This is a genomic window from Proteus vulgaris, from assembly GCF_033708015.1.
Classification (GTDB): domain Bacteria; phylum Pseudomonadota; class Gammaproteobacteria; order Enterobacterales; family Enterobacteriaceae; genus Proteus.
Map to the genome: position 1 here is coordinate 2,408,179 of NZ_CP137920.1, position 11,536 is coordinate 2,419,714.

The 11,536-nt window shown below is 41.1% G+C and carries 6 protein-coding genes; all 6 read left to right on the forward strand.

All coding sequences use genetic code 11. The annotated features are described in order from the left end of the window. Positions 1–306: 306 nt before the first annotated feature. Positions 307–1,542 (forward strand): MdtA/MuxA family multidrug efflux RND transporter periplasmic adaptor subunit, encoded by a 1,236-nt coding sequence (locus SB028_RS11450; protein WP_248620269.1) that lies wholly within the window; start codon positions 307–309, stop codon positions 1,540–1,542. Continuing rightward, positions 1,542–4,673 (forward strand): MdtB/MuxB family multidrug efflux RND transporter permease subunit, encoded by a 3,132-nt coding sequence (locus SB028_RS11455; protein WP_069367574.1) that lies wholly within the window; start codon positions 1,542–1,544, stop codon positions 4,671–4,673. Before SB028_RS11450 ends, SB028_RS11455 begins: the two co-directional genes overlap by 1 nt. Continuing rightward, positions 4,670–7,753: a multidrug efflux RND transporter permease subunit MdtC gene (gene mdtC, locus SB028_RS11460; protein ID WP_069367575.1), complete on the forward strand. Its 3,084-nt coding sequence runs from the start codon at positions 4,670–4,672 to the stop codon at positions 7,751–7,753. The genes SB028_RS11455 and mdtC overlap by 4 nt, the downstream gene beginning before the upstream one ends. Further along, entirely contained in the window at positions 7,750–9,126 is a 1,377-nt protein-coding gene (baeS, locus tag SB028_RS11465) for a two-component system sensor histidine kinase BaeS (RefSeq protein WP_069367576.1), read from the forward strand. Before mdtC ends, baeS begins: the two co-directional genes overlap by 4 nt. Before the next feature lie 24 nt (positions 9,127–9,150). Further along, complete coding sequence (gene baeR / locus SB028_RS11470) at positions 9,151–9,858, forward strand: two-component system response regulator BaeR (protein WP_069367577.1); 708 nt, start codon at positions 9,151–9,153, stop codon at positions 9,856–9,858. Between the two features lie 119 nt (positions 9,859–9,977). Next, positions 9,978–11,357 (forward strand): tRNA 5-hydroxyuridine modification protein YegQ, encoded by a 1,380-nt coding sequence (gene yegQ / locus SB028_RS11475; RefSeq protein ID WP_069367578.1) that lies wholly within the window; start codon positions 9,978–9,980, stop codon positions 11,355–11,357. Positions 11,358–11,536 lie beyond the last annotated feature (179 nt).

Here is an 11,536-nt window from a genome sequence, read left to right on the forward strand (position 1 = left end):
AAACAAAATAACTTACTGATAATCAATAAATTATTTTCCACTTAATTATCTCCATATAAACAATTAAGCTACGCTACTGCTTATTGCTCTTTTTGCTCAATTAACGTTTATTGAATAACAACGATAGAATAATGCCAGTAGCAATACGTTTTAATTGATTAAAATAGCGCCAACAAAACACATTCCTTGACTTAATTTCCATATTTCCTTCATTTTTAACGATGAAGAAACAGGTAGAATGTCACCATTCCAGATTTTCATTTCAGTATTTCTGATTAGCTAGTTGCCAGTGAGATCACAAAAGTAATGAATAAAAACAAAAATGTTAAAAAAAGAGTTTCTCTCATCATCGCTTTAATTGTCGTCATCGCAGGGGGTTACGCCTATTGGCAATTTAATGCAGCAAAAACAGCATCACCTGAAAATAAAGGGGCTCAAGCAGCAAACTCACAAAGTCGAGGTACCTCTGGATCTCGTCGTCCACCTTTACCACCTGTTCAAGTTGCAATGTCAACGCAAGAGAATGTTCCCCAGTTTTTATCTGCTTTAGGAACGGTTAAAGCCACTAACAGTGTCACCGTCACTAGCCGTGTTGAAGGTCAATTAATGGCATTACATTTCACGGAAGGACAACACGTTCAACAAGGTGATTTATTAGCGGAAATTGACTCTCGCCCCTTTGAAGTTCAATTAGCTCAAGCCAAAGGACAACTGGCAAAAGATCAAGCAACATTAGCTAATGCTCGTCTTGATTTAGCACGTTATCAAAAATTAGCGAAAACCAATTTAGTCTCACAACAAGAATTGGATAATCAACAAGCTTTAGTTAAACAGTCTGAAGCTAGCATCCGTATTGATGAAGCGGCTATCAGTAATGCACAATTACAACTCACTTACAGCAAAATCACCGCGCCTATTTCAGGTCAAGTGGGTTTAAAACAAGTTGATGTTGGTAATTATATTTCTGGTGGCTCCTCTACACCTATCGTCGTTATCAATCAAATGGATCCTGTTGATGTGCTCTTTACATTACCAGAACAAGATCTCGCGAATGTTATTCAAGCGCGTAAAAATAATGCCGATTTACCCGTCACCGCATTAGATAGAAATAACCAATTTGAATTAGCTAAAGGCAAATTATTTAGTGTTGATAACCAAATTGATGCAACAACTGGCACCATTAAATTAAAAGCACGTTTCCCTCAGCAAGAGACAACGTTATTCCCTAACCAATTTGTTAATGTCCGTCTTTATGTCACCACATTAGAAAAAGCAGTCGTTATTCCTAATGCGGCGCTGCAAATGGGTAATGAAGGTCACTTTGTTTGGGTTGTCGATAGCGAAAATAAAGTGAGTAAATTACGTGTTGAAGTGGCATTACAAAATGCAGAAAAAGTCGTCATAGCTTCGGGTTTATCGGCAGAACAGCGGGTTGTAACCGATGGTGTGGATAGATTAACACAGGGTGCAAAAGTTGATATCGTGACCCCCACAGCACCAAAGACGAAAGATAATAACCGTGTTGTTGCGGAGAAAGCGTAATGACCGAGAAAACACACGGTACAAGTGGGGGCCCCTCTCGCTTATTTATTCTGCGCCCTGTTGCAACCACCCTTTTTATGGTCGCCATACTCCTTGCAGGGATTGTTGGCTATCGTATGTTGCCCGTCTCTGCATTACCTGAAGTTGATTACCCCACTATTCAGGTCGTTACACTCTATCCAGGAGCAAGCCCAGATGTAATGACATCAGCAGTTACCGCTCCATTAGAGCGTCAATTTGGACAGATGTCTGGATTAAAACAGATGTCGTCACAAAGTTCTGGTGGTGCATCAGTGATCACACTGATGTTCCAATTAACATTACCATTAGATGTTGCAGAGCAAGAAGTCCAAGCTGCGATAAATGCGGCCACTAATCTGCTACCATCCGATTTACCGTATCCACCGATTTACAGCAAAGTAAATCCCGCAGATCCGCCTATTTTAACCTTGGCGGTGACAAGCTCAATATTACCCATGACACAGTTGCAAGATATGGTTGAAACCCGTATTTCGCAAAAAATTTCACAAGTTAATGGTGTTGGTTTAGTCTCTTTAGCGGGTGGGCAGCGCCCTGCGGTTAGAATCAAACTTAATGCACAAGCCGCTGCATCTTACGGTTTAGATAGCGAAAAAATTCGTGTAGCCATCAATAATGCGAACGTTAACTCAGCAAAAGGGAGCCTTGATGGACCCACTCGCTCTGTGACGTTATCCGCCAATGATCAGATGAAATCATTAGAAGACTACCGTCAATTAATCGTTACTTATAAAAATGGCGCCCCAATTCGTCTATCTGATATCGCAACAATAGAACAAGCACCTGAAAATAATCAACTCGGTGCATGGGCGAATAATAAGCAAGCAATTATTATTAATGTTCAACGTCAACCCGGCGTTAACGTCATTGATACTACTGATAATATTCGTAATTTATTACCTGATTTAGTTTCTAATTTACCAAAATCCGTTAATGTTGAGATCTTAACAGACAGAACCACAACAATCCGTGCTTCTGTTAAAGATGTGCAGTTTGAACTGGGTTTAGCTATCGCCCTTGTGGTGATGGTCATTTATCTCTTTTTACGTAATGGTGTCGCCACCTTAATTCCAAGTATTGCTGTACCGCTTTCATTAGTCGGTACGTTCGCCGTGATGTATTTTTGTGGATTCTCTGTCAATAACCTCACCTTAATGGCATTGACCATTGCCACGGGCTTTGTTGTCGATGACGCCATTGTTGTGATTGAAAATATCTCCCGTTACCTTGAACGTGGTGATAAACCATTAACAGCCGCGTTAAAAGGGGCTGGCGAAATAGGTTTTACCATTATTTCCCTTACCTTCTCTCTTATTGCCGTACTGATCCCCCTGTTATTTATGGGCGATATTGTCGGACGCTTATTTAGAGAGTTCGCAATCACTCTTGCTGTCGCCATTTTAATCTCTGCTGTCGTTTCGCTCACATTAACGCCAATGATGTGTGCCCGATTGCTAAAGCCTGAAAATGAAATCAAACACAATCGTTTTGAAATGGCGTGCGAGCGTTTCTTTGAAAGAATGATTGCGGTATACGCCGTTTGGCTCAAACGTGTTTTAAACCATCAATGGATAACGCTTGGTGTCGCACTGAGCACATTAGTGCTCACTGTATTGCTCTATATGTTTATTCCTAAAGGCTTCTTCCCACTACAAGATAACGGGTTATTGCAAGGAACCATTGAAACCTCACAATCCATTTCTTATCAAGCAATGGTAGAAAAACAGCAGCAAGTCGTTGATAAATTAATTGATGATCCCGCTATTGATAATATTGCTAGCTTTGTAGGGATTGATGGAAGCAACGCAACACTCAATACAGGACGATTACAAATCACGCTAAAACCCCTTGATCAGCGTGATGATCGGATAGATGTGATTATTCCTCGTTTACAAGAACGCATTGCGGCTATTTCAGGCATGACGCTCTATCTGCAACCGACTCAAGATTTGACAATTGATACGCAAGTTTCTCGTACTCAGTATCAATTCACGCTACAAGCAACATCCTTAGATGAATTGGCTTATTGGGTGCCAAAGCTCTCCCAAGCACTAAAAGATAGCGCTGAATTGACCGATATCAGCAGTGATTGGCAAGACAACGGCATGATGGCGTATATCAAAGTAGATAGAGACTCAGCAAGCCGTTTAGGTATTTCGATGAGTGATATAGATAATGCACTTTATAACGCTTTTGGTCAGCGTTTAATCTCCACTATCTATACTCAAGCTAATCAGTATCGCGTGGTTTTAGAACAAGATATTCGTAATGGTGATGGACTACAGGCTCTTTCAGCCGTGCATTTGACCGGCAAAGAGGGGGCGATGGTACCTTTATTGTCTATTGCATCCGTAGAGCAACGCTTAGCACCACTTTCTATTAATCATCAAGAGCAATTTCCTTCAGCAACATTCTCATTTAATGTCGCTGAACAATCCTCTCTTGAAGAAGCCGTAAAAGCTGTAAAATTAGCTGAAGAGCAAATTTCTATGCCAAGAGATATCACCACCCAATTCCAAGGGGCAACACTGGCATTTGAAAGTGCGCTTTCGAGTACTTTGTGGCTGATTATCGCGGCAATTGTGGCAATGTATATTGTATTAGGCGTGCTATATGAGAGTTTTATTCACCCTATCACTATTTTATCTACGCTGCCAACAGCGGGTGTTGGTGCATTATTAGCTTTAATCGCCGCGGGCAATGAGCTGGATATTATTGCAATTATTGGGATCATCTTACTCATCGGGATCGTAAAGAAAAATGCGATCATGATGATAGACTTTGCCCTTGCCGCTGAACGAGAGCAAGGTTTAACCCCTTACGAAGCTATTTATCAAGCATGTCTATTACGTTTCCGACCAATCTTAATGACTACAATGGCGGCGCTTTTAGGTGCCTTACCTTTAATGTTAAGTACCGGTGTAGGAGCCGAGTTACGTCAGCCATTAGGGGTTTGTATGGTTGGTGGCTTAATTATGAGCCAAATCTTAACGCTATTTACGACCCCCGTTATTTATCTATTATTTGATAAGTTATCGCTCTATATCAACCGTAATAAACACGTTGAGAATAATAACGGGGCTGTATCATGAAGTTTTTCGCCCTCTTTATTCAACGTCCCGTCGCAACGACGTTACTCAGCTTGGCGATTTCGCTATGTGGTGCATTAGGTTTCATGTTGCTCCCTGTTGCCCCATTGCCACAAGTTGATTATCCCGTTATTAATATTTACGCCTCATTACCAGGGGCATCACCAGAAACGATGGCATCTTCTGTGGCAACACCACTTGAGCGCTCCCTAGGGCGAATTGCGGGTATTGATGAGATGACATCAAGCAGTTCGCTTGGCAGTACCAGTATTACTCTAGTGTTTGATTTAAACAAAGATATCAATACAGCAGCTCGTGATGTACAAGCCGCATTAAATGCGTCACAAAGCTTATTACCTTCAGGCATGCCAAGCCGACCACGTTATTATAAATCAAATCCTTCTGATGCACCGATTATGATCTTAACGCTCACCTCTGATATCCAAAATACAGGGGAACTTTACGATCTCGCCTCAACAAGATTGGCACAAAAAATCTCGCAGATTGAAGGTGTCAGTGAAGTATCTGTCGGTGGTGGCTCATTGCCAGCGATACGTGTCGCCCTCAATCCTGATGCGTTATTTAACCAAAATGTCAGCCTCGATGATGTCAGAAAAGCCATTAACCAAGCGAATGTGCGACGACCTCAAGGCTTTGTAAATAATGACGAGAAGCGTTGGCAAATCCAAACTAACGATGAGCTCAGCAAAGCAGCAGAATATCGTCCTGTGATTGTGCATTATAATCAAGATGCTGTTGTACGTTTAAGTGATGTGGCACAAGTTACCGATTCAGTACAAAACGCTCGAGCGGCGGGAATGAGTGGCGGAGAACCTGCGATTTTGCTCGTTATTCGTCGTGAAGCGGGTGCCAACATCATTGAAACCGTGGATCGCATTCGTAATGAGTTTCCTGACTTACGTGAGTTGATCCCAGCCAGTGTTGATTTAAAAGTAGCACAAGATAGAACCCCGACTATTCGCGCATCCCTAGCTGAAGTAGAACGAGCGTTAGCCATTGCTGTGGCGCTCGTGATTTTAGTTGTGTTCTTATTTTTACGCTCAGGTCGTGCCACGCTGATCCCTGCCGTTGCTGTTCCCGTTTCATTAATTGGGACCTTTTCAGCCATGTATCTTTGTGGCTTTAGTTTAAACAATCTTTCATTAATGGCATTAACCGTAGCGACGGGCTTTGTGGTTGATGATGCTATTGTGGTACTTGAAAATATCTCTCGTCATATTGAAAATGGTTTAAAACCCAAAGATGCCGCTTTAAAAGGCGTTGGTGAGGTTGGTTTTACTGTCCTGTCGATGAGTATTTCTCTTGTTGCCGTTTTTATTCCATTACTGTTAATGGATGGTCTTGTTGGGCGATTGTTTAAAGAGTTTGCCATCACCTTAACAACCGCTATTGCTATCTCGCTATTTGTTTCTCTTACGCTAACGCCCATGATGTGTGCGCATTTACTAAAAGGCATGAAGCCTAAAGCCCAATCACATTTACGAGGCTTTGGTAAGTTGCTTTTCCGCGCCCAGCAAGGTTACAGTGTCACATTACAAGCCGCATTGCGCCATCGACGCTGGATTATGGCTATTTTTTTCGCCACGTTAGGCTTAAATGCCTATTTATATATCAGTGCCCCCAAAACATTTTTCCCCGATCAAGATACGGGTCGCTTAATGGGATTTGTACGTGCAGACCAAAGTATTTCATTCCAATCGATGAAAGAAAAAATGACCCGTTTTATGCAAGAAATTAATGCAGATAAAGACGTTGATAGCGTAACGGGTTTTACCGGTGGAGGGCGTATTAACAGTGGATTTATGTTTATTTCTCTTAATCCATTATCAGAGCGTACTGATAGCGCCAATCAAGTAATTAATCGCCTACGGGCAAAATTAGCCAATGAACCCGGTGCCAACCTCTTTTTAATGCCAGTGCAAGATGTTCGAGCAGGCGGGCGTCAAGCCAATGCCAGTTATCAATTTACATTATTAGCTGATGATTTAAGCGAGTTGCGTAAATGGGAGCCTATTGTCCGTAAAGCGTTAGGTGAATTGCCTCAACTTGTAGACGTTAACTCTGATAAAGAAGATAAAGGCGCAGAAATGGCACTGACTTACGATCGCGATACCATGTCGCAATTAGGTATTAATGTCAGTGATGCCAATAATCTACTGAACAATGCTTTTGGTCAGCGTCAAATATCCACCATTTATGCGCCACTAAATCAGTATAAAGTGGTCATGGAAGTCTCTGAACAATACACCCAAGATGTTTCGGCGTTAGATAAAATGTATGTGGTCAATAATCAAGGTGAACGTATCCCATTATCCGCATTTGCGAGTTGGTATCCCGCTAATGCCCCATTAAGTGTTAATCACCAAGGATTATCTGCTTCTTCAACTATTGCCTTTAATATTCCTGAAGGCTATACATTAGCTGATGCCATTAATTCTATTGAACGTACAATGACAGAGCTAGGTGTACCGAATACCGTCAGAGGCTCTTTTGCAGGTACCGCACAAATTTTCCAAGAAACCATCAAATCACAACTCATTCTTATCTTAGCGGCGATTGTAACGGTCTATTTGGTATTAGGTGTACTGTATGAAAGCTATATTCATCCGCTGACTATTTTATCAACCCTACCTTCTGCTGGTGTGGGTGCCTTATTAGCATTACAGCTTTTTAATACACCTTTTAGTCTGATCGCACTTATTGGCATTATGTTGCTTATTGGTATTGTGAAGAAAAACGCCATTATTATGGTGGATTTTGCAATTACAGCACAGCGTGAAGGCAAATTGTCAGCTAAAGAGGCCATTATTCAAGCCAGTTTATTACGTTTTCGTCCTATTATTATGACAACTCTTGCCGCATTATTTGGTGCATTACCATTGATGTTAGGTAGCGGAGATGGTGCTGAATTAAGACAACCGTTAGGAATAACCATTGTAGGGGGCTTATTAATGAGCCAACTACTGACCCTGTATACAACCCCTGTTATTTATCTATTTTTTGATGGATTGCGTGAACGTTGGCAACAACGACGGATCAGCAAAAAAGAGGCAAATGCATGAAATTGAGAAGCAAGCTGTTCTTAGTGGTTTTCGCGACTTGTATGGTGGTTGTTCTCGCTATGCATATTGGTATTCGAGGCAGCTTCCAGCAAGGATTCATCGGTTATATCAAGAAAAACAGTGAACAGCGTGCAACTCTTTTAGCTGAAGCCTTAACTGAACAATATGCATTGACAGGAGATTGGCGCTTTCTCAATAGAGATGATCGTTCTCTTTATCAAATATTACGAAGCATTGATCAAATAAGTCAAAGTAGCGAAGGCCCTCCTCCCAGAGGTTGGCGTACGCAATTTTGGATCGTTGATAAAGAGATGAAGCGCTTATTTGGGCATGACAATCAATTTCCCGCAGAAACATTTAAAAAGCCCATTACCTTTCACAATGAAATTGTTGGATGGGTGATTGTCAGTGCGGCAGATAAAATCAGCAGTGAAGCCGATATCAGTTTTGATAAACAACAACTGCGTACCAGTTGGGTCATTGCTGGTTTAACGGTTCTTTTTGCGTTATTGATCACTCTTATTCTTTCTCGCAATATGATACGCCCAGTTAAACGACTTGTTGAGGCGACTCATAAATTAGCAGCGGGTGACTTTTCTGTTCGTGTGACGCCCACAAGCAAAGATGAAATCAGTCAGCTCGCTACCGATTTTAATCAACTAGCCAGCACACTAGAAAAAAATGAGCAAATTCGTCGCGATTATATGGCAGATATCTCACATGAATTGCGAACCCCTCTCGCTATTTTAAAAGGTGAACTTGAAGCGCTGCAAGATGGTGTCAGAAAGCCAACAAAAGAGACATTAAACTCCCTTCTATTTGAAGTCACCAACCTGACAAAATTAGTTAATGATCTCCACCAGCTTTCGCTATCAGACAGAGGTTCTTTAACTTATCGTAAAGATTTTATTGATATTAATGAGGTCATTTTGTTGGCAGTGGCTTCTTATCGTCACACATATCAAACTAAAGAGATTACTTTACTCACCGAATTAGATGATCTGTCTCCATTGATTGTGCAAGCCGATCCTGACCGATTGATCCAGCTTTTCCATAATCTGCTGGAGAATAGTGTTCGTTATACTTATTCAGGTGGTCAATTGCATATCAGTACCCAAAAAGCACAAAATCATGTTCTGATTTCATTAGAAGATAGTGCTCCAGGGCTAGATAACGCTCAATATAACGTTGTTTTCCAGCGGTTTTATCGTGCAGAAAACTCACGAAATCGTGCAAGTGGTGGCTCTGGTTTAGGTCTTGCGATTTGCGAAAATATTGTTGAAGCCCATAATGGTAAGATAAGTGCAATGCCGTCCTCTTTAGGTGGCGTGAAAATCCTTATAGAATTACCTGCATATTCTGATGATCTTTAAGCCTAATAACCCTTGAGCCAATAAATGACCGTATCTGAATCACCCTATTCAATCCTGATTGTTGAAGATGAACCCAAACTTGCCCAATTACTTATTGATTATCTTCAAGCATCAGGTTATCAGACTCATTGGTTAGCAGATGGTGCTGAAGTGAGCGATTGTATAAAACAGCAACACTACGATTTAATACTATTAGATCTGATGTTGCCCGTTAAAGATGGCATTACGATCTGTAAAGAGTTGCGTCAGTTTTCAGATATTCCCATCATTATGGTGACAGCGAAAACAGAAGAAGTTGATCGATTACTCGGGCTTGAGATTGGCGCTGATGACTATATTTGCAAACCTTATAGTCCAAGAGAAGTGGTAGCCAGAGTCAAAACGTTATTGCGTCGTTTTTATCGCCCACAAGATATTATTCAAAATGAAAAATTCGTCGTCATTGATGAGCAGGCTTACCAAATCCAATACAATAATAAGATCCTCGATTTAACGACGGCTGAATTTCGTTTACTAAAAGCTTTAGCCACTCAACCTGGAAAAATATTAACTCGCGATCAACTGATGGATCATCTTTATGATGACTACCGCATTGTGACGGATAGAACCATTGATAGTCATATTAAAAATTTACGACGCAAACTTGAGCAATTGAACGATCAAATTGAATTTATTCGCTCAATTTATGGTCAAGGCTATCGTTGGGAAACCCAAGCTTATCGTTTTCGATGATATTTTTTCAGGAATACATTGAACCTCGCTACACTTAAGCGCTAGAATCCACCCCTTTATGATATACCCCTACCCAATGTGTGGGGGACTGACTTGAAATCAGAACCAGGAAATTAACCATGTTTACACCCGAATTACTCTCTCCTGCTGGCTCATTAAAAAATATGCGCTATGCATTTGCTTATGGCGCAGACGCCGTTTATGCAGGTCAGCCACGTTATAGCTTACGTGTGCGTAATAATGAGTTTAACCACGAAAATCTTGCTAAAGGTATTCAAGAAGCCCACGAATTAGGTAAGCGCTTCTATGTTGTGGTTAATATCGCACCGCATAATGCTAAATTAAAAACCTTTATCCGTGACCTAAAGCCCGTCATTGATATGGGACCTGATGCGCTGATTATGTCTGATCCGGGTTTGATCATGATGGTACGTGAAGCCTTCCCAGAAATGGATATTCACCTTTCAGTACAAGCCAATGCCGTTAACTGGGCAACCGTAAAATTCTGGCGTCAAATGGGATTAACTCGCGTGATCCTTTCTCGTGAACTCTCTATTGATGAAATTGCAGAAATTCGTAAACAAGTTCCTGATATGGAATTAGAAGTTTTCGTTCACGGTGCATTATGTATGGCTTACTCAGGTCGTTGCCTATTATCTGGCTATATTAATAAGCGTGACCCAAACCAAGGCACATGTACTAACGCTTGCCGTTGGGAATATAAAGTTGAAGAAGGCAAAGAAGATGAGGTAGGTAACATCGTTGAAAAATACACGCCAATCCCCGTTAAAAACGTCGAGCCTACGCTAGGTGTTGGCGCACCAACAGATAAAGTCTACTTAATCGAAGAAGCAAAACGTCCTGGTGAATATATGACTGCGTTCGAAGATGAGCACGGTACTTATATCATGAACTCTAAAGACTTACGCGCAATTGAACACGTTGAGCAATTAACGCAAATGGGTGTGCATTCACTAAAAATAGAAGGACGTACTAAATCCTTCTATTACTGTGCCCGTACTGCACAAATGTATCGCCGTGCAATTGATGATGCGGTTGCAGGTAAACCCTTTGATCCAACATTGCTCACCACATTAGAAGGGTTAGCACACCGCGGTTATACAGAGGGTTTCTTACGTCGCCATACCCATGATGCGTACCAAACTTATGAATATGGTTATTCTGTCTCTGACACTCAACAATTTGTCGGTGAATTTACCGGTAAACGTGTAAATGGTTTAGCTGAAGTTGATGTGAAAAATAAATTTGTTTTAGGTGATAGCCTAGAATTAATGACACCCACTGGAAATATTCAATTTACGCTAGAGACGCTATTTAACAAAAAACAGCAGCCAACCGATGTTGCACCAGGTAATGGTCACATGGTGTATTTATCTGTTCCCGAAGATGTTGATTTAGATTTTGCACTGCTGATCCGTAACCTACAAGGTACAACAACACGTCAACCGCATAAGATTGATGCGGTAGAAGTGAAGTAAAGCGTCATAATCTGATTTAAAGTGGTCAATTTCAAATACAGATCACATCAATAATAATTTGTTTACCGTATCATCAGTTCCGAAAAATAAAGAACTAGAATGAATACAGTAAGACTAGGAACCACCTCCTTGGCAAATCCAATCTCCCTTGGATTTGCCTTTTCTTTTTATCCCTTTCT

What these genes read in the sequence shown, in the direction of transcription:
- mdtC (WP_069367575.1), top strand. Translation starts at nt 4,670, where the DNA reads ATGAAGTTTTTCGCCCTCTTTATTCAACGTCCCGTCGCAACGACGTTA.
- SB028_RS11455 (WP_069367574.1), top strand. Translation starts at nt 1,542, where the DNA reads ATGACCGAGAAAACACACGGTACAAGTGGGGGCCCCTCTCGCTTATTT.
- baeR (WP_069367577.1), top strand. Translation starts at nt 9,151, where the DNA reads ATGACCGTATCTGAATCACCCTATTCAATCCTGATTGTTGAAGATGAA.
- SB028_RS11450 (WP_248620269.1), top strand. Translation starts at nt 307, where the DNA reads ATGAATAAAAACAAAAATGTTAAAAAAAGAGTTTCTCTCATCATCGCT.
- baeS (WP_069367576.1), top strand. Translation starts at nt 7,750, where the DNA reads ATGAAATTGAGAAGCAAGCTGTTCTTAGTGGTTTTCGCGACTTGTATG.
- yegQ (WP_069367578.1), top strand. Translation starts at nt 9,978, where the DNA reads ATGTTTACACCCGAATTACTCTCTCCTGCTGGCTCATTAAAAAATATG.